The sequence below is a fragment of the Janthinobacterium sp. UMAB-56 genome, from assembly GCF_900095265.1.
GTDB lineage: Bacteria > Pseudomonadota > Gammaproteobacteria > Burkholderiales > Burkholderiaceae_D > Janthinobacterium.
The window spans coordinates 229,903-248,969 of sequence record NZ_LT607652.1 but is presented as its reverse complement, the minus strand read 5'-3'; the positions used below and the strand labels follow the sequence as shown (position 1 = coordinate 248,969).

The 19,067-nt window shown below is 63.0% G+C and carries 17 protein-coding genes, 2 tRNA genes and 2 pseudogenes; 14 read left to right on the top strand and 7 right to left on the bottom strand.

Going from position 1 to position 19,067, the window contains the following annotated elements; genetic code table 11:
- Nucleotides 1-10: 10 nt before the first annotated feature.
- The gene (locus K0F85_RS04195) at nt 11-151 is read right to left on the bottom strand and encodes a hypothetical protein (protein WP_162835767.1); all 141 of its coding nucleotides are present in this window, start codon (nt 149-151) and stop codon (nt 11-13) included.
- Between the two features lie 98 nt (nt 152-249).
- On the opposite strand from K0F85_RS04195, the gene K0F85_RS04190 reads away from it, so the two are divergent.
- The 7 genes from K0F85_RS04190 to K0F85_RS04160 all read left to right on the top strand — a co-directional run bounded on the left by K0F85_RS04190 (nt 250) and on the right by K0F85_RS04160 (nt 6,965).
- Entirely contained in the window at nt 250-1,257 is a 1,008-nt protein-coding gene (locus K0F85_RS04190) for an XdhC family protein (protein ID WP_219114683.1), read from the top strand.
- Between the two features lie 104 nt (nt 1,258-1,361).
- Nucleotides 1,362-2,273 (top strand): DNA-3-methyladenine glycosylase, encoded by a 912-nt coding sequence (locus K0F85_RS04185; protein ID WP_219114682.1) that lies wholly within the window; start codon nt 1,362-1,364, stop codon nt 2,271-2,273.
- Nucleotides 2,274-2,330: 57 nt separating this feature from the next.
- Nucleotides 2,331-2,702, top strand: coding sequence for a hypothetical protein (locus K0F85_RS04180; protein WP_219114681.1), 372 nt, complete (start codon nt 2,331-2,333; stop codon nt 2,700-2,702).
- A 21-nt stretch (nt 2,703-2,723) separates the two neighbouring features.
- A complete protein-coding gene (locus tag K0F85_RS04175) occupies nt 2,724-3,251 on the top strand; it encodes an RNA polymerase sigma factor (protein ID WP_219114680.1) in 528 nt (175 codons plus the stop codon).
- Nucleotides 3,248-4,033 carry an anti-sigma factor gene (locus K0F85_RS04170; RefSeq protein ID WP_219114679.1) on the top strand — a complete coding sequence of 262 codons (786 nt, stop codon included), beginning with the start codon at nt 3,248-3,250 and terminating at the stop codon, nt 4,031-4,033. The genes K0F85_RS04175 and K0F85_RS04170 overlap by 4 nt, the downstream gene beginning before the upstream one ends.
- Nucleotides 4,034-4,185: 152 nt before the next feature.
- The gene (locus tag K0F85_RS04165) at nt 4,186-4,662 is read left to right on the top strand and encodes a (2Fe-2S)-binding protein (RefSeq protein ID WP_219114678.1); all 477 of its coding nucleotides are present in this window, start codon (nt 4,186-4,188) and stop codon (nt 4,660-4,662) included.
- Nucleotides 4,659-6,965, top strand: a complete 2,307-nt coding sequence (locus K0F85_RS04160) for a xanthine dehydrogenase family protein molybdopterin-binding subunit (RefSeq protein WP_219114677.1) — start codon at nt 4,659-4,661, stop codon at nt 6,963-6,965. The genes K0F85_RS04165 and K0F85_RS04160 overlap by 4 nt, the downstream gene beginning before the upstream one ends.
- Here K0F85_RS04160 and K0F85_RS04155 read toward each other — a convergent pair.
- Complete coding sequence (locus K0F85_RS04155) at nt 6,962-8,158, bottom strand: MFS transporter (RefSeq protein WP_219114676.1); 1,197 nt, start codon at nt 8,156-8,158, stop codon at nt 6,962-6,964. The two genes, K0F85_RS04160 and K0F85_RS04155, sit on opposite strands and share 4 nt — an antisense overlap.
- A 110-nt stretch (nt 8,159-8,268) precedes the next feature.
- On the opposite strand from K0F85_RS04155, the gene K0F85_RS04150 reads away from it, so the two are divergent.
- Entirely contained in the window at nt 8,269-9,084 is an 816-nt protein-coding gene (locus K0F85_RS04150; RefSeq protein WP_219114675.1) for a helix-turn-helix transcriptional regulator, read from the top strand.
- A 47-nt stretch (nt 9,085-9,131) separates the two neighbouring features.
- Here the strand turns inward: K0F85_RS04150 and K0F85_RS04145 are convergent.
- Both K0F85_RS04145 and K0F85_RS04140 read right to left on the bottom strand, forming a co-directional pair.
- A tRNA-Met gene (locus tag K0F85_RS04145) sits at nt 9,132-9,208 on the bottom strand.
- 142 nt (nt 9,209-9,350) lie between these two features.
- A tRNA-Met gene (locus K0F85_RS04140) sits at nt 9,351-9,427 on the bottom strand.
- A 210-nt stretch (nt 9,428-9,637) separates the two neighbouring features.
- Between K0F85_RS04140 and K0F85_RS04135 the strand changes: the two genes are divergently transcribed.
- Genes K0F85_RS04135 through K0F85_RS04125 form a run of 3 tightly spaced genes read left to right on the top strand, consistent with a single transcriptional unit; the run spans nt 9,638 to nt 11,746 of the window.
- Nucleotides 9,638-10,216, top strand: coding sequence for an NUDIX hydrolase (locus K0F85_RS04135; RefSeq protein WP_219114674.1), 579 nt, complete (start codon nt 9,638-9,640; stop codon nt 10,214-10,216).
- Nucleotides 10,217-10,246: 30 nt separating this feature from the next.
- A complete protein-coding gene (gene aat / locus K0F85_RS04130) occupies nt 10,247-10,963 on the top strand; it encodes a leucyl/phenylalanyl-tRNA--protein transferase (protein WP_219114673.1) in 717 nt (238 codons plus the stop codon).
- Nucleotides 10,964-11,023: 60 nt separating this feature from the next.
- Entirely contained in the window at nt 11,024-11,746 is a 723-nt protein-coding gene (locus K0F85_RS04125; RefSeq protein ID WP_219114672.1) for an arginyltransferase, read from the top strand.
- Between the two features lie 42 nt (nt 11,747-11,788).
- On the opposite strand, the gene K0F85_RS04120 is transcribed toward K0F85_RS04125, so the two are convergent.
- On the bottom strand, nt 11,789-15,100 hold the full coding sequence (locus tag K0F85_RS04120) for a S41 family peptidase (RefSeq protein ID WP_219114671.1): 3,312 nt from the start codon (nt 15,098-15,100) through the stop codon (nt 11,789-11,791).
- Between the two features lie 203 nt (nt 15,101-15,303).
- On the opposite strand from K0F85_RS04120, the gene K0F85_RS04115 reads away from it, so the two are divergent.
- Nucleotides 15,304-16,353: a quinone-dependent dihydroorotate dehydrogenase gene (locus K0F85_RS04115; protein WP_219114670.1), complete on the top strand. Its 1,050-nt coding sequence runs from the start codon at nt 15,304-15,306 to the stop codon at nt 16,351-16,353.
- A pseudogene (locus K0F85_RS04110) lies at nt 16,353-16,508 on the top strand (aldo/keto reductase); the annotation flags it as partial. The gene K0F85_RS04115 and the pseudogene K0F85_RS04110, both read left to right, overlap by 1 nt.
- 306 nt (nt 16,509-16,814) lie before the next feature.
- Here the strand turns inward: K0F85_RS04110 and K0F85_RS04105 are convergent.
- Both K0F85_RS04105 and K0F85_RS28565 read right to left on the bottom strand, forming a co-directional pair.
- A complete protein-coding gene (locus K0F85_RS04105) occupies nt 16,815-17,165 on the bottom strand; it encodes a hypothetical protein (protein WP_219114669.1) in 351 nt (116 codons plus the stop codon).
- Nucleotides 17,162-17,335, bottom strand: coding sequence for an HNH endonuclease (locus K0F85_RS28565; protein WP_257572516.1), 174 nt, complete (start codon nt 17,333-17,335; stop codon nt 17,162-17,164). Before K0F85_RS28565 ends, K0F85_RS04105 begins: the two co-directional genes overlap by 4 nt.
- 637 nt (nt 17,336-17,972) lie before the next feature.
- On the opposite strand from K0F85_RS28565, the pseudogene K0F85_RS04095 reads away from it, so the two are divergent.
- Nucleotides 17,973-18,866, top strand: a pseudogene (locus tag K0F85_RS04095) (aldo/keto reductase); the annotation flags it as partial.
- Nucleotides 18,867-19,067: the final 201 nt, after the last annotated feature.

Below are 19,067 nucleotides of genomic sequence, written 5' to 3'. Positions count from 1 at the left end.
GCAGGTTTGCTCAGGCGCCGGGGAAGTTCGGGAAATAGGTGCCCATGATCCAGGTCAGGGCGCCGCAAAACACCACGGCTAAAAACAGCACAATGAGCAGCTTGCCGAACTTGGGAATACCCTCTTCTTGCGTCTTGACTTCATTTGACATGAAAATTCTCCGCAGGGTGGTGGAGCAGGTAGTATATCCATAATCTTGAATACTTTTCCATACTTTGCCGCGTAGCTGCGGCTTTCCTTCTGCGCCCCATGGACAGCATCGACCTTGAAGTTCTGAAAACCAGCGCAGCCTGGCTCGCCGCCGGCCACCGCTGCGAACTCGTCACCGTCATCAAGACCTGGGGTTCCAGCCCCCGCCCCGTGGGCGCCACACTGGCCATCTGCGACGATGGCACGGTGGTCGGTTCCGTCTCCGGCGGCTGTATCGAAGATGATTTGATCGACACCGTGCGCGTGCACGGCATCGTGCGCACGCGGCCCGACATCGTCAGCTACGGCATCAGCGCCGACGAAGCGCATCGCTTCGGCCTGCCCTGCGGCGGCACCATCGAACTGGCCATCGAACCGCTGCATGCGGGCAGCCGCGTGGCCGAACTGCTGGCGCGCCTGGAAGCCCATGAACTGGTCGAGCGCCGCCTCGATTTGGGCAGCGGCGCCGTCACCCTGCAGCGCGCCGCGCCGGGCGCCGTGCTGGCCCTGGAAGACGGGGCGCTCACCACGCAGCACGGCCCGCGCTGGCGCTTGCTGATCATCGGCGCCAGCCAGCTGTCGCGCTTCGTGGCGCAAATCGCCACGGCCATGGATTACCACGTCATCGTCTGCGACCCGCGCGAAGAATACCGCAGTGGCTGGAACGTGCCCGGCGTACCGCTGCTGCACGCCATGCCCGACGACCTGGTGCTGGAATTAAAGCTCGACAGCCGCAGCGCCGTCGTCGCCCTCACGCACGATCCCAAGCTCGACGACCTGGCCCTGATGGAGGCGCTCAAGTCACCTGCCTTTTACGTGGGCGCCATCGGCTCGCGCGCCAACAATGCCAAGCGCCGCGAGCGGCTGCTGCAGTTCGACGTCAGCGCGGAACAGCTGGCGCGTCTGCACGGCCCCATCGGCCTGTACATCGGCAGCAAGACGCCGGCCGAAATCGCCATTTCCATCCTGGCTGAACTGACGGCCGTAAAAAATGGCGTGCCCGATGCACTGCAGATCCAGCACGCGGCGGCCCTGAGCCAGCCCAGTACCGACATCTGCGCGCGCTAAAGGCAAAAAGCAAGAAACGCGATGCGCCCGCATCGCCTCCCTGATACCCTCCCTGATACCCTCCCTGATACCCTCCCTGATACGCCCCTGATTTCCTGCCCACCATGACCCTGCTGCACTGGACTTTCCCCCTGCCCGCCGGCTACCGCCGCGACGACGTCATCGCCTTCCACAGCCGCGATACGCAAGCCGTGGCGGAGCAGCTCACGCCTACGGGACTGCGCAAGGGCATCTTGCTGCAAGGTGCCCGCGTCGTACTGGACGTCGCCTTCACGGACGGTACGGCCGTCTGCCAGGCAGACATCGAAGGCGGTGGCGATGGCGACCTTCAACCGCCCCTGCACAGCGCCCTCCTGAACATCCTCGGCCTGCGCATCGACCCGCAGCCATTCGCGCAACTGGCCGCCGACGACCCGCTGCTGGCGCCTTTGGTGCGCGTCAATCCGGGCTTGCGCATCGTGCAATCGGCCAGCCCCTTCGAGGCGCTGACCTGGGCGATCATCGGCCAGCAAATCAACCTGCCGTTTGCCATCGCCCTGCGCCGCACCTTCATTTTACTGGCAGGACGCCAGCACGGTAGCGGCTTGTGGTGCTACCCGGAGGCGCGCGACGTGGCACGCCTGTCGGTGGAAGAACTGACCAGCCGCAAATTCTCGCGCGCCAAGGCGGAAACCGTGCTGCGCCTGGCGCATCTCGTCAACGACGGAGAGCTGTCGCTTGAGCTGCCGCAGTCCGGCGACGTGGCAGCCATCTCGCAGGCGCTGCTGGCCGTCAAGGGCATCGGCCCGTGGACCGTCAATTACGCGCTGCTGCGCGGCTACGGCTACGCCGACTGTTCGCTGCACGGCGACGTGGCCATCCGCGCCGCCCTGCAAAAACTGCTCGGCGAAGAGGTAAAACCGGACATGGCGCGCACGGAGCAGTGGCTGCGCCAGTACGCCCCGCACCGCACCATGGCAGCCGCCCATCTGTGGGCCAGCCTGCAGCCAAAAAAAAATCTGCCAGCGGGGGAATAAACAGAGAGCACCACGCGTCTATCCCTTGCAAGCCCCATACACCTCAAGGAGACCATCATGCGCTTTACCACTTTTGCTGCCACCGTCGTCGCTACCCTGCTGTCCGCCCCGCTCGCCTTTGCCGCCGACGTCATGCCCGCCAACGGCATGCTGGTCAACGCCAGCGGCATGACCGTGTATGTGTTCGACAAGGATGTTGCCGACAGCGGCAAGAGCGCCTGCAGCGGCGGCTGCCTGGTGGCCTGGCCCGCCGTCATCGCCACCGCAGCGGCACCCGCCGCCCCGTATGGCAGCATCAAGCGCGAAGACAACGGTGCCATGCAACTGACCTACAAGGGCAAGCCACTATATCTGTACAAGGAAGACAAGAAGCCGGGCGACGTGGCCGGCGACAATTTCAAGAACGTGTGGCACGTCGTCAAACCGTAAGCAGCCCTGCCCGCCCCGACGATGACCACGCAAGAGGACAGCCGCCAGCTGCAAGCCTGCCTGCCCGGCCTGCGCCGTTATGCGCGCGCGCTGGCAGGCGCACTGCATGCGGACGACCTGGTGCAGGACACCGTGGAGCGGGCCTGGCGCAAGTTCGGCCAGTGGCAGCGCAGCGGCGAGATGCGGCCCTGGCTGTTTTCCATCATGCACAACCTGCACGTGGATCAATTGCGCCGCCCCGGCCTGGCGCTGCAGGAGCTCGATGACGACGCCGTGCTACCCGCGCCCGAGTACGCGCCGGGGCAGGCCATCGCCATCGGCGAGATGGATGCGGCGCTGGCCCGTTTGCCTTTGGCGCAGCGCGAAGTCATCCTGCTTGTCGCACTGGAACAGATGCCATATGAGCAGGTTGCGGCCGCCTTGGGCATCCCCGTCGGCACCGTCATGTCGCGTTTGTCGCGCGGACGCGAGCGGCTGCGCGAATTGCTCGACGGCCGCCCGGCCGCCAGCCAGGGCGGCGGCCCACCCACCCTGAAAGTCGTGAAATGACAACGCAAGCCATCAGCGAAGCGCAATTGCACGCCCTGGCCGACGGCGTCCTGCCCGAGGAGCAGCGCACGGCTATCGACGCCCACCTGCGCGCGCATCCCCAGGACGCCGCCAGGGTAGCCGCCTGGCGCGAGCAGAACCGCCAGTTGCGCGCCCTGTTCGATCCCGTGCTGGACGAAGCCGTGCCGCCGGCCCTGCGCCAGGCGGCGGCCCCGCCGGCGGCGAATGGCGCCTGGCAGCGCCACGCCATGCAGGCGGCAGCGGCTATCGTGCTGGTATTGGCTGGCGGCATGGGCGGCTGGCTGCTGCGCGGCGACGATCGCGTGCATGCCAGCGCCAGCCCCCTGGCCCTGGCGCGCAACGCCGCCATCGCCCACGCCGTCTACACGCCCGAAGTGCGCCACCCCGTGGAGGTGGGGGGCGAACAGGAGGCGCACCTGGTGCAGTGGCTGTCGAAACGCCTGGGCACAAAACTGCAGCCGCCCGCGCTGTCGCCGCTCGGCTACCAGCTGATCGGCGGACGCTTGCTGCCCGGCGATGGCGACGGCCCCGTAGCGCAATTCATGTATGAAGATGGCAAAGGCCAGCGCCTGACCCTGTACGTGGCCAAGGAGCGTGCCGACCGGCAGGAAACGGCCTTCCGTTATACGCAGGAAAAAGACTTGAGCGTGTTTTACTGGATCGACGGCCAGCTCGGTTATGCCCTCTCGGCGAGCCTGCCCAAACAGGCGCTGGGCAAGATCGCCGACGTCGTGTACGCGCAGCTGGAGCAGGCGCGCTGAAGCAGGTTGCCTTAGTGGCACCCGACGGCGGCCACCGGCCCCACGCCCTGCAGCCACGGGCCGCTGGTGCTACCATCCCATACTGATGCGCTCATCCGTATGGCGGATGGCCGTCGCGCTTCCCCGCACCATCCCCACTCAGAGGAATACACATGACGACCCTGAACATCAATGGCAAGCAGCACGACCTTGCCCTGCCTGAAGACACGCCCCTGCTGTGGGCCCTGCGCGACGAACTGGGCATGACCGGCACCAAATTCGGCTGCGGCATGGCCCTGTGCGGCGCCTGCACCGTGCACCTCGATGGCGAGGCCATACGCTCCTGCGTGACGCCCATGTCGGCCGCCGCCGGCAAGAAGATCACCACCATCGAAGCCGTGGGCGAAGACAAAGTCGGTCTGGCCCTGCAGCAAGCGTGGCAGGAACACGGCGTGCCCCAATGCGGCTACTGTCAGGCCGGGCAAATCATGTCGGCCACGGCCCTGCTGCACAAGACGCCGGCGCCGGACGACCAGCAAATCCGCGAAGCGATGAGCGGCAATATCTGCCGCTGCGGCACCTATACGCGCATCCATGCGGCCATCAAGCAGGCTGCGAGCAGCATCAACGCAAAAGGAGCGGCCCAATGAGCACCCTCGACAATCCTGCCGCACATTCGCCCGCGCGGCGCAACTGGCTCAAGGCCGCCGGCGCGCTGGCCGCCCTGAGCCTGGTGGCCGGCCCTTCCGGCCTGGTGATGGCGGCCGACGCCGTCAAATACGGCGGCGACAAGATGGCCGGCGGCGTGGTCGACGACGCCCTGGTCTTCCTGTCGATCGGCAGCGACGGCATCGTCACCATCGTGGCGCACCGCTCCGAAATGGGCCAGGGCATCCGTACCAGCCTGCCCATGGTGGCGGCCGATGAACTGGGCGCCGACTGGGCACAGGTGCGCGTGCAGCAGGCACCCGCCGACGAAGCGCGCTACGGCAGTCAGGATACGGACGGTTCGCGCAGCATGCGCCACTCGTTCCGCGCCATGCGCCACGTGGGCGCCACGGCGCGCCTGATGCTGGAAACGGCGGCCGCCGTGCGCTGGGACGTGCCTGTAACGGAAGTCAAAGCCGCCAACCATGCCGTCGTGCATGCGGCTAGCGGGCGCTCGCTGTCGTTCGGCGCGCTGGCCGAAGAAGCGGCCAGATTGCCGGTGCCGCCGCGCGCGCGCATCCGCCTGAAAACAGCGGAGGAGTTGCGCTACATTGGACAAACCAGCACGCGCGGCATTGACTTGCACGACATCGTCACGGGTAACACCCACTTCGGCATCGACACGCGCCTCGATGGCATGGCGTATGCCGTCATCGCCCGCCCTCCCGTATTTGGCGGCAAGCTGAAAAGCGTGGACAAGACGGCGGCCCTGAAAGTGCCTGGGGTGCTGCGCATCGTCGAACTGGCAGGCAGCCCGCCGCCGGCCATGTTCAATCCGCTGGGCGGCGTGGCCGTCATCGCCAGCAACACCTGGGCCGCCATCAAGGGCCGTGAAGCACTGGTGCTGGAATGGGATGATGGCCCGAATGGCGGCTACGATTCGAAGGCCTTCCGCAAGACCTTGGAAGCGGCCGTGCGCCAGCCGGCCAGCCCGGCACGCGACCAGGGCAAGACGGTGGACACCCTGGCCGCCGCTCCCGCCGCACGCAAATTCAGTGCCGAATACTATCTGCCCCACCTGGCCCACTCCACCATGGAGCCGCCCGCCGCCACCGTGCGCATCGTCGACGGCAAGGCCGAAGTATGGGCTTGCGTGCAGGCGCCGCAGGCGACGCGCAGCAACGTGGCCAAGGCCCTGGGTCTGGCGTATGACGACGTAACCGTGCACGTGACCCTGCTCGGCGGCGGCTTCGGGCGCAAGTCGAAACCCGATTTCGCCGTCGAGGCGGCGCTGCTGTCGAAAGCCATGGATGGCGCACCCGTCAAGCTGACGTGGACGCGCGACGACGACCTGCAGCACGACTACCTGCATACGGTGTCCGTCGAACGGCTGGAAGCGTCGCTCGACGCCAAAGGCATGCCGACGGCCTGGCTGCACCGCACGGCCGCGCCCACCATCACCTCGACCTTTGCCGCCGGCGCGAACAAGCAGGCGCCGTTCGAGCTGGGCATGTCGGCCATCAACGTGCCCTTCGCCATTGCGAACATCCGCGTCGAGGTACCCGAAGTGCCGGCCCATACGCGCATCGGCTGGTTCCGTTCCGTGTCGAACATCCCGCACGCGTTTGCCATCCAGTCGTTCACGGCCGAACTGGCGCATGCAGCGAAAAAGGACCATCGCGACTACCTGCTGGCACTCCTGGGCCCCGCGCGCAAGATCAACCCGGCCGACCTGTCCGATGGCTGGAACTATGGCGAAGACCCGGCGAAGTATCCGGTCGACATAGGCCGCATGCGCCACGTGATCGAGCTGGCGACAGCCAAGGCGGGCTGGGGCCGCAAGCTGCCCAAGGGACGGGGACTGGGCCTGGCCGTATCCTACAGTTTCGTCACCTATGTGGCGGCCGTGATCGAGGTGGAGATCAATGCGGCCGGTGAAGTCAGCGTGCCCAGGGTCGATATCGCCATGGATTGCGGCCCGCAGATCAACCCGGACCGCGTGCGCTCGCAAATCGAGGGCGCCTGCATCATGGGCTTGTCCCTGGCCATGAGCGGCGAGATCAGCTTCAAGAATGGCAGGGTCGAGCAAAGCAATTTCCACGACTATGCCGTGCTGCGCGCCGCCGATGCGCCACGCGTGATCCACACGCACCTGGTGCCGGGCACCCTGGACATGGAGCTGGGCGGCGTAGGCGAACCGGCCACGCCGCCCATCGCGCCCGCCCTGTGCAATGCCATCTTCGCCGCCACGGGCAAGCGCATTCGCGCCCTGCCTGTCGGCATGCAGCTGGCGAAGAAGCGTTAGTTCCGGCGCGCGTGAAATAACTGCAGCAACAGCGCCGCAGCAGCCACCACGGCGGCGCTGGCCGCCAGCAACCACATGGGCCAGTTGAGCAAGAGCAGCAAGCCACCTGCGGCGGCGCCGATAGCGCTGCCCAGGTACAGCGCCGATTCGTTGAGGGCGATGGCCAGGTTGCCATCGCCCTGCCGCACGCGCACGGCCAGCAGCCGCTGGTTTTGCGGCACTTGCAGGGCCCAGCCAGCCGCGCCCCACAGCGTGATCGGCGCCAGCATCAGCCACGCCGACCAGCCGGCCGCCAGCGGCAGCGCGCACAAGGCCAGCGCCAGCAGCAGCAAAATGAACAGGGTCAGTTTCGGCGCCGCCACTTTGTCCGCCCATGGCCCGACCAGCACGCTGCCAACGATCCCCCCCACGCCCCACGCCCACAGGAAGGGCGTGGCGGAAAGCGCTGCGCCCTGCGCGGACCACGCCAGCAGCGGCGCAATAAACGTGTACATGCCCAGGCTGGCAATCGCCGCCAGCAGGGACACCAGCAGGATGGCCAGCACCTGCCCGTCGGCCAGCAAGGCCAGCTTGTGGCGCAATGAAATGGCCGGTGCTGCCGGCAGCGGGGGCAGCTTCCACAGCAAGCCCGCCAGCGCCAGCGCACCGAGGATGGCCACCAGCCACAGGGCCGCCGTCCAGCCCAGCTGCTGCGCCAGCAACAAACTCAGGGGCACGCCCAGCACCGTGCCGCCGGCCATGCCGCCCATGATCACGCCGATGGCCTTGCCCCTTTGCCGCGCCGCCGACACGCAGGCCGCCGCCGCGATGCCCAGCGCCAGGTAGACGCCGGCACCGATGCCGGCAATGGCGCGCCATGCCAGCAGCGTGCTGAAACCGGACGCCAGCGCGCTGGCCCCGTTCGCCAGCACGAACACGGCCAGGGCGAGCAAGAGGCCCGAGCGCTGCGCGCGCGCCGGCAGCATGGCCACGGCCAGGGGCGAGCCGAGGCCGTAGGCCAGGGTAAATGCCGTCACCAGTTGTGCGGCCATCGCCAGGGAAATGGAAAACGCGCCGGCGATCATCGGCATCAAGCCCGCCGTCACATACGACGCCATGCCCAGCGCGAACGCGCCCACGGCGATCAGGTAGACAGTAGCCGGCAACGCGGTGGCGGCAGGCGCAAGGCCACGGGAGGAAGAAGAGTCAGACATGGGCAAGCTTTCGGGAAGAAAGCAGGCATTCTGAAATACAATATAAACAATTACAATTTAACTGTTTATGCTATTACTGATAGCAACAGGCTCACAAGAAAGACAGCACCATGCGCACTTTGGCCCGCACCCGCCACGAACTGGCCGCCTACCTGCAGGCGCGACGCGCGCGGCTGTCACCCGAAGAGGTCGGCTTGCCCGGCGGCGGACGACGCAGGACGCCGGGACTGCGCCGCGAAGAAGTGGCGGCGCTGGCCGGTGTGGGGTTGACCTGGTACACCTGGCTGGAGCAGGGGCGCGACATCGGCGTCTCCAGCGCCTTTCTCGACAAGCTGGCCGAAGTGCTGAAACTGGACGCAGGCGAGCGCCGCCACCTGTTCCTGCTGGCGCATGCGCGTCCGCCTGCCGAAGAGGGCAAGACGTATTGCGTGGTGCCGCCGCCGGTGCGCCGATTGATGCACGAACTGGTGCATCCGGCCTATGTGCTGAACCTGCGCTGGGACGTGCTGGCGTTTAACGGCGAAGCGGATGCCCTGTTTGGCTTCGGTGCGCATGCTGCCTCGCGCCGCAATCTGTTGTGGCTCTTGTTTACCGATCCGCTGCTGCGCTCACGCTTCATGGCCTGGGAAGAGCAGGCGCCGCTGATGCTGTCGAGCTTTCGCCGCGACTACGCACGCGCCGCGCAGGAAGCCGATATCCACGCGCTGGTGGAGGAACTGGAAAAAGTCTCGCCCGAATTCAAGCGATGGTGGCGCCGCCACGACGTGCATGCGCCGTGCGCCGGCGTGCGCCGCCTGGAAGTCGACGGCGAGAAGGTCGCCTATGAGCACACCTCGCTGACCATCGATGCGGACCGCCACTTGCGGCTGGTGGTGTATGCGCGCCAAGTGCAGCAAGAAGCAGCGCCTTGGAACGAAGCACTTTAAAACGAAAAAACCGCTGGCCCTCTTGCGAGGAACCAGCGGCTTCGAATTGGTTGCGGGGACAGGATTTGAACCTGTGACCTTCGGGTTATGAGCCCGACGAGCTGCCAGACTGCTCCACCCCGCAGCAGAATTATATACCAGATTGTTGCGCCGCGTAAAGGGCAAGATTTGACAATGTCATGCCTGCCCCGCCTGCCGGCGTTTGCCGTTGGGCAGCAATGAAAAAAGCCGCTGATCTTTTTCAAGAGTCAGCGGCTTTCAGGTATTGGTTGCGGGGACAGGATTTGAACCTGTGACCTTCGGGTTATGAGCCCGACGAGCTGCCAGACTGCTCCACCCCGCACTCGAATTATAAGGGCAAACAGGGGGCTTAGGCAATAGCTATCTCAACTTCGGCTGCAATAGAGCCATTAAATTAAAAACGTCGTTACATGCTGCGGCCGATTGCCGGCTGGCATAGTGTCCGCCCGTCACGCCACGCCGCGCGCAATCGGTGTACAGTAAGCGTTACACTATCGTCTTAGCTGATGCCATCCCTACTCCAAGCCCGCCCATGAAATTCTGCTCCGAATGCGCCCATCCTGTCAGCCTGTCCATCCCGGAAGGCGACAACCGTCTGCGCTATGTCTGCGCCAACTGTGACGCCATCCATTACCAGAACCCGAAAATGGTGGTCGGCTCGATTCCCGTCTGGGAAGAAGATGGCCAGCTGCAGGTCTTGCTGTGCAAGCGCGCCATCGAGCCGCGCCTGGGCTACTGGACCCTGCCGGCCGGCTTCATGGAAAACGATGAAACGACCTCCGACGCGGCCGAGCGCGAAACGGTGGAGGAAGCGGGCGCCAATATCGAACTGGGTCCACTGTTTTCGATGCTGAACGTGCAGCGCGTGCACCAGGTGCACTTGTTTTACCTGGCGCGTTTGCGCGACCTCGATTTCGCACCGGGCATCGAAAGCCTGGACGTGCAGCTGTTTACGGAAGCGCAGATTCCCTGGGATGACCTGGCCTTTCCCACCATTCGCGCCACTCTGGAACTGTTCTTTGCCGACCGCGTGAAAATCCGCAAAGGCGGCAGCTATGGCGTCCATACGGGCGACATCACGCGCCCGATGGCGCGCACGGATGCCGAGTAAGCCCCTGCCACCTGCCAACTTTGACGCCGCATGATTCCCTGGCTCGACATCCACACCCCGTTTCCCGACGTCTCGCGCGCCCTGACGGACGAAGCACCCGGCCTGCTGGCGGCCGGCGCCGACCTGTCGCCCGCACGCCTGCTCGATGCCTACAAACACGGCATCTTCCCCTGGTTTTCCGAAGGCCAGCCCATCCTGTGGTGGAGCACCGATCCGCGCATGGTGCTGATGACGGAGGACTTCAAGGTCTCAGACAGCCTGGCCAAGACGCTGCGCAAGGTCGAACGCAGCGCCGCCACAGACGGGCGCTGGCAGTTGCGCTTCGACGGTGATTTCGAAGGGGTGATGCGCGCCTGCGCCGCGCCGCGCAAGGATGGCCCGGGCACCTGGATTTCTGACGAAATCATCGCCGGCTACACGGGCTTGCACAAGCTGGGCTACGCGCACTCGTCGGAACTGTGGCTCGATGGTGAACTGGTGGGCGGCGCGTATGGCGTATCGATCGGGCGCATGTTCTATGGCGAATCGATGTTCGCCCGCGTCTCGGATGGCTCGAAGATCGCGCTGGCGCACCTCGTGCGCTTTTTGCAGGCGCGCGGCGTGGCCATGATTGACTGTCAGCAAGAAACCAAACACCTGGCCTCGCTGGGCGCGGCGCCCATTTCGCGCGCGCGCTTCCTGGCCCATGTACGCAGCGCCATTGAAACAGCGCAAATCACCGATTGGCAGGCTGCGCCAGCGGCATAAAAAAGCTATGATAGCTTCACGCAGATTTCCATTGCCGCGGACAGACCAGACAGGATCAGCATGACGCACCTGAACGAACTACCGTTTGCCACCCTGCAGTTTTACACGACGGCGCCCTACCCGTGCAGCTACCTGGACGACCGCCAGGCCCGCTCGCAGGTCGCCACGCCTTCGCACCTGATCAACAGCGACGTGTATTCGGAACTGGTGCGCAACGGCTTTCGCCGCAGCGGCATTTTTACCTACCGACCGTATTGCGACGGCTGCCAGGCCTGCATCCCCGTGCGCGTGGTGGCGCAGTCCTTCACGCCCAACCGCAACCAGCGCCGCGCCTGGAACCGGCACGCCGACCTGCAAGCGGGCGTGGCCAGCCTGTCCTTTCTCGACGAGCACTACGAGCTGTACCTGCGCTACCAGAGCACGCGCCACGCGGGCGGCGGCATGGACCAGGACAGCCGCGACCAGTACGCGCAATTTCTGCTGCAAAGCCGGGTCAACACGCGCCTGGTGGAATTCCGCGATGCCGAAGGCACGCTGCGCATGGTCAGCATCATCGACGTGCTGGCCGACGGCCTGTCGTCCGTCTACACTTTTTTTGATCCCGACGTTGTAGGCGCCTCCTACGGCACCTACAACGTGCTGTGGCAAATCGCCCAAGCGCAGGAACTGGGCCTGCCGTATATCTACCTGGGCTACTGGATCGAACAAAGCCCGAAGATGGCCTATAAAATCAACTTCAAGCCGCTGGAAGCACGCATCAAGGGGCAGTGGGCGGTGATGTAAAAAAGGGGCTTGCGCCCCTTTTTTACATGCCTGCTTTACAGCTTACTTGCTCTTGTCCGGAAACGCAGGACGTGCAGGCCGCACGGGCGGATTCCTTGCCAGTTCGGCCTGGATCACCTCAATCGCCTTTTCCAGCTGCGGATCGCGGCCGGCGATGATGTCGGCTGGCGTTTGCTCGACTTCGATATCGGGTGGCACGCCTTCGTTTTCCACGCCCCAGCCATTCTCGCGCGTCCAGAACGCCAGGTTAGGCGCCGTGATGAAGCCGCCATCCATCAGCACGGGGAAGCCCAACACGCCCACCAGGCCGCCCCAGGTGGCCTTGCCGATCAGCGGGCCCAGCTTATTTTTGCGGAACATCCACGGCAGCAGGTCGCCGCCCGAACCGGCCGTCTCGTCGATCAGCATGGCGCGCGGGCCCTGAATCGAGGCCGACGGCGTCTTCATGTCGGCGCCGTAACGCATGGTCCACCAGGCGATTTCCTTCTTCTGCAAGATCTCGATATAGTAATCGGCCACGCTGCCGCCGCCATTGAACCGTTCGTCAACGATGATGGCCTGCTTGTCCGCCTGCGGGAAGAAATAGCGCTTGAAATAGGTGTGGCCCAGGCCCGCCGTATTGGGCACGTATACGTAGGCAATCTTGCCATTGCTTGCCGCATTGACCTTGCTCATATTGCCCTCGATCCAGTCGCGGTTGCGCAAGGCATCCTCGTTGGGCACGGGCACCACCGTGATGGTGCGCGCGCCCTTGCCATCGGCCGATGGTCCCACAGTGAGGTCGATCGCCTTGCCGGCCGTATTGTCGAAGGCGCTGTACAAGTTGGTGGGAGGCGCCAGCGGCCGGCTGTCGACGGCCAGCAGATATTCACCCGCCTTCACGTTCAGGCCCGGCTCCGTCAGCGGCGCGCGCAGGGCCGGATTCCAGTTCAAACCACCATACACCTTCTTGAAGCGGTAACGGCCATTGCTCACTTCATAATCGGCGCCCAGCAAGCCCCCCGGCACCTTCTTTGCCCCGATAAAATCGTCGCCGCCGCCGCCGCGATGGTGGCCCACGGCCAGTTCGCTGCACATCCACTGAATCAAGCGGTTCAGGTCGGCGCGGCTGGACAGCTCGGGCAGGAACACGGCGTACTTGTCGCGCATGGCTTTCCAGTCCACGCCGTGCATGCCCGGATCATAGAAATAATCGCGGTTGATGCGCCAGACTTCGTTGAAAATCTGCGTCCACTCGGCGCGCGGGTCGGCTTTCACTTCGATGGCGTCGACCTTGATCTTGCCTTCGCCTGGCGCCAGCAGCTTGCCCGTGGCGCTACCCATGGCCCAGTTGTCTTTGTGGCGGTACAACAGCTTCTTGCCGTCGGCCGATACCTCGAAATCATCGGCCTCCGCCACCACGGTTTCCGCCTTGCGTTGTTTCAGATCGAAGCGCTGCACGGCCTTCTTGCCATCGCTTTCGCGCAGCAAAAAGATCTGCCCCGCAGAGCCGGCGGTCAGGCTGGAGAACTGCGCGGCCGGCAGCGGCAGGTCGACGATGCGCGTGGCAATGCCGTCGAAATCGATGTGGATCGGCGCCACCGGCGCCACGGTCACTTTCGGGTCGTCACGGCCCGTCTTCGGATCGACCTTCGGCTCGTTTTTCGCTTCCGGCTCCGCCCTCGCCGTGTCTATTTTGGCGTCCGCGCCGGCCGCCTTTTCCTCGTCGCTTTCCTTGATCAGTGGCGACGGCAAATCGCGCCGCAGCACGGCCATCCATACGGTGCGCGTCACCAGGTTGTCTTCATTCTGCTGCGAGAACCAGTTGTTGCTGGGGCCTGCATTCGTCGAAGCGAAGAAGTACAGGTATTTTCCGCTCTTGTCGAACACGGGCTGGGCCACATCGGACAGGCCATCGGTCACCGGCATGGACTTGTTCTGCTCGACGGAATAGATATACGCGCTGCGCGTGTAAGTGGGCGAATTGAGCGTGTAGGCCAGCCAGCGCGAATCGGGCGCCCACGCGGCGCGCATGCTCTTGTCGACACCATACATCGGTTCCGTGGCTATTCTTTGCACCTTGCCGTTACCAACGTCGATCACGTACATGCTCCAGCCATTGTCGGCAAACGCGATCTTCTTGCTGTCGGGCGACCAGACGGCGTTGTCATAGAAGCCGCTGCCATTGAGCTTGAGTTTCTTCACCGCGCCCTTGCCATCCTGCGAGCGCACATGCAATTCATACTCGCCCGACTCGTCCGAGAAATACGCGACCGAACGGCCATCGGGCGACCAGATGGGCGTGCGCTCGTGGGCGCCGGCCGTCTGCGTCAGATTGCGCACGTCGCCCTTGTCGGCGGGGATGGTGACGATCTCGCCCCGGTACTCGAAGGCGATGCGCGCGCCCGACGGCGAAATCGAGGCGTCGCGGATATATTTCGCGTTCTTGACCCAGCGGGGGCGCGTCTGCCCCAGGTCGCTGGCCACGCCGATGCTCAGCTTGTGCGCCTGGCCGCTGGCGATGTCAAACGCGTGCAGGTAGCCGGCCTGCTCGTAGACGATGGTGCCGTTCGCCGCCGACGCGTTCAGCACGGGGAAATCCGCATGCTGCGTCAACTGGCGCACGGCCTTCGTCTTCACGTCGTAGGCAAACAGATTGAATTCGCCGTTGCGGTCGGAGCGGAAGTACACGGTATCGCCCAGCCACATGGGGTCGACGTCGTTCGAGCGCGTAGTCGGCTGGGGGATTTTTTCGATGGATTTGTCGCTGGACGAAAACAGCCACAGCCAGGAATTGGTGCCGCCCCGGTAGCGCTTCCACTGCTTGAAGGCGGGCGCCAACGGGTTGTAGGCGATGCGCTTGCCATCGGGCGAATACGTGGCGCGCGATGCGTTGGGGATCTCCAGCTGCGTTTCCACGCCGCCCGCCACCGGCACCGTCAACAGCTTCTGGAAACGGTTATTGAAGGCGGCGCGGGGCGAAGTGAACATCACGGCCTGGCCATCGGGCGTGAACGATTGCGCCAGATCAACACCCGGGTGGAAAGTCAGGCGGCGCGGCACGCCGCCCGCCGCCGCGATCACATACACGTCGACATTGCCGTCGATGCTGGCGCTATACGCGATCAGGCTGCCGTCGGGCGAGAACACCGGGTTGGACTTGTAGCCCAGGTCGGACGTCAATCGCCGCGCGCCGCCGCCGTCCAGGTTCGACAGCCACACATCGCCCGCATAGATGAAGGCGATATGGCGGCTGGAGACGGCCGGTTCGCTCAGCATGCGGGTGTCTTGTGTATTGGGCAGGGCCAGGGCCGGGTGGCTCAACAGCAGTGCGCTGGCGGCGGCGATGGCCGTCAATATGCGTGTCTTTTTCAATCGATGTCTCGCTTATGAGGTAAAGAGAAAAGAAAAGAAACAGGAAAGTCCAAGGTCGAATGCAAATTATCAGGATTTCAATATTGCATTTTACCAACAGGAACTATACACCCGGCAGCCGCGCGGAACACGGTAAAATACGGCACTTATTTCGCGCGCCGCCAGCCCTTCCCGGCAGCCCGCACACCTACTCAAAGCGCCCCATGTCTGAAAAATTCCTGTACTCACTCGCCCGCCCGCTGCTGTTTTCGATGGATGCCGAAGCGGCCCACCATCTCACCCTGCCCGCCCTGAAACGTGCCAGCGCGCTGGGCCTGACGAAGCTGGCCGGCAAGCCTGCTCTTGATCCGCGCACCGTGATGGGCATCACCTTCCCGAATCCCGTGGGCCTGGCCGCCGGCCTGGACAAGGATGGCGCTTACATCGACGCGCTGGCCGACCTGGGTTTTGGCTCCATCGAAGTGGGCACCGTCACGCCGCGCGCGCAGGCCGGCAATCCGAAACCGCGCATGTTCCGCCTGCCGCAGGCGCAGGGCATCATCAACCGCATGGGTTTTAACAATGGCGGTGTGGACGCCTTCGTGGCGAATGTGCAGGCGTCGAAGTTTTACCAGGACCGCGCCGGCGTGCTGGGCCTGAACATCGGCAAGAACGCCGACACGCCGATCGAGCGGGCGGCAGACGACTACCTGCTGTGCCTGGAAAAAGTCTACCCCTACGCCAGCTACGTGACGGTGAACATCTCGTCGCCGAACACCAAGAATTTGCGCCAGTTGCAGGGCGCGTCGGAACTTGACGCCCTGCTGTCGCAGCTGAAGCAAGCGCAGGCGCGCCTGGCCGACCAGCACAAGCGCTATGTTCCGCTGGCTCTCAAAATCGCGCCGGACATGGATGGCGAACAGGTGAAAAGCATCGCCGACTCGCTCACGCGCCACCGCATCGACGGCGTCATCGCCACCAACACGACCCTGTCGCGCAGCGCCGTCGAAGGCATGCCGCACGGCGCGGAAGCGGGCGGCCTGTCGGGCGCGCCCGTGTTCGAACTATCGAACAATGTCATCCGTTTGCTGAAGGCGGAACTGGGCGATGCACTGCCCATCATCGGCGTGGGCGGCATCATGCAGGGCAAGGATGCCTTGGCCAAGTTCGAGGCGGGCGCGCAGCTGGTGCAGCTGTACAGCGGCCTGATTTACGCGGGGCCGGCCCTGATCAAGGATTGCGCACGCGCGCTGCGCGGCAAACAGCCAGCATGATGGCGAAGGTCGGACTCGGTTCCAGCAGCCTGGAAGTGAGCCGGATCTGCCTGGGCACGATGACCTTCGGCGAACAGAATAGCGAAGCCGAAGCGCACAGCCAGCTCGATTACGCGCTCGAGCGGGGCATCAACTTCATCGACACGGCCGAGATGGGATGACGGTTATATAGGGCAATCATTACATTTTTCAATTTCACCTTAAGGTATGAGGTGTCTGAAAAAAGGCCCTCATGCGCACTTGTATTTTTTCTGAAGTGAACAATACTGGTTTCACGTTGAATGAATTATGGTGCCTTATGAAGTTGCTTCTGGCGCGACAAAATTGTTTGCTCTTGTGCGACAACGGTACGATTTGCTAGAGATGTGCTGCCTGCAATTGATCTTCCAACGTTGTGCAACCGGCGTCGAATACACGTCGTCCGGATCCTCCCGAACGACATTTACATGGCTGTAACTCCCTCAATGCAGATCCAGGAAATCATCGTATTGGGCATAATGGTTGAGGCATCTAATGATCTCTTCCTTTGACGCATTTGGCTTTTGCTTATGTGCTAAATCGACAACATCTTGAAAATGTTCTCGCATGTAACCAAACTCAAGATTCTTTTTCGTGACCGAATCAGGGACCACCTCATTATCGTCCTCATCGAAATCGGGTACAGGACCTACGTACACCTCCATTCCGGAAATTAAATCGCCCACGTTTTTAGGAACATAAATCATATAGATGGCATCTCGTTCGTTCTTATCTCTTACAAGATCAATCAAGTCCTCGATCTTATAAAATTCGTTTATTAAGAAATTTCTCATAATGGGCATCCTGTAACAGGGTTTAATTTTCCTTCTCGACCAGGGCGACCACCTCCCCATTTGTCCCTACCACCACTACCATCCGGATGATAGATTTCATGGTTATCGGCATGATCGCTTCGATCGACCAAATTTAATCTACCAACATCGTCATTATGGTGCCAAGTCATTCCCGAGGGACTGCCACTTAGGATCCAGGGGATTTTTCGACCATTCAAGTAACGCTGGATTTCGCCCCAGCATGCCTCGACGAAAATCCGGATCGGTATTCATTCTCTTAATCAGAGATTTACCGGCCACGACGGCGCAATGGAGGCACACCTAGCGATCCCGCTCCCGGACGAGATAGCTATAGATATCGAGATTTTGGATACTTGGAGAAATGAGATGGAGGCTAGGCTGAAAGGTAAGAAAAAGCCCGTGGCAGTCGCACTTCCCGTCGTGTAAAAATGGAGGATTGAGAACCTAGACCAGTAACTGGAAGCATTGACGATGCTCTCGAATGCGAGCAGACAGTGCTGGTTTGAGGGGCTCTCCAGTCGCGGCTAGTCTTGGCCGGGAATTGGCTTGAATGTTGGTCGGCCCCGTTTCAATTGCAGATCGTTACAGCTAAAAATGATCCGCTGAAAACGACCAAAAATGCGAATGGTTTCAAGGTTGACGAAATGTCAGAAAATGGCGTTTTTTTGCTAAAATAGACTCATTAAAGTACATTTCTTACATAAAACGTATTCGAATTGGTGGGCGACTTGCCTCTTAGCTTGAAGTATTACGCAGCATAACGAGCTTATTTTTTCGCCATTCGGCCTGTACCCGGTGATGGCCAGCGCGCAAACGCAGGGCAGCACCGAACGCCATATTGGCAGCTGGCTGAAGAAAAGCGGCAGGCGCGGCGACATTGTGCTGGCCAGCAAAGTGGCCGGACCGAACTCGCGCATGCACTGGATACGCAAGGGCAAGACGGACCACGACGCGGCCAACATTCGCGCCGCCGTCGAAGACAGCTTGCGCAGGCTGCAGACGGAACACATCGACCTGTATCAATTGCACTGGCCCAGCCGCAACCTGCCCATCTTCGGCGCCAGCGTGTACAACCCGCGCAAGGAACATGCCTCGGTCGCCATCGAAGATACTTTGGCCGTGCTGGGCAAGCTGGTCGAGGAAGGCAAGATCGGCCACATCGGCGTGTCGAACGAATCGTCGTGGGGCGTGTGCGAATTCATCAAGCAAGCCGAACTGAAAGGCTTGCCGCGCATCGCCTCCATCCAGAACCTGTACAACCTGGCGGCGCGCCATTTCGAGACGAGCCTGCTCGACGAAACCTGTCACCGCGAGAACGTCGGCTTGCTGGCCTACAGCCCGCTGGCGTTCGGCCAGTTGACAGCAAAATACCTCGACGATCCGCAGGCCAAGGGCCGCCTCACGCGCTTCCCGGCCGGCTGGAGTCCCCGCTACGTGCGCCCCGCCACCATAGCGGCAGCCAGCCAGTATGCGGCGCTGGCCCGCGCGCACGGCTTGACGCCGGCGCAACTGGCGCTGGCCTGGTGCTACACGCGCTGGTTCGTGGCCGCCACCATCATCGGCGCCACCAGCGTGCAGCAGCTGCAGCACAATATCGATGCCCATCAAGTCACCTTGTCGCCGGAACTGGTGGCGGCTGTCGACGCCATCCACGCCAGAGCGCCCAATCCGGGGCAGTAGGCATGCGGCGCCAGGCCTGCAACGTTCATTCCCTATAGTCGTATTTATACAACAGCCAGCAATTTACTGCGGTGCAGCATTGCAGCCTTGCCATGCCCGGTCGTATGCTGGAGACAAGGCCATATGCACTACTCGCGCCATTTTGACGAGTATCAGATATTTATTGCATATCGATAGACAGAACAATTCGTAAGCACGCCG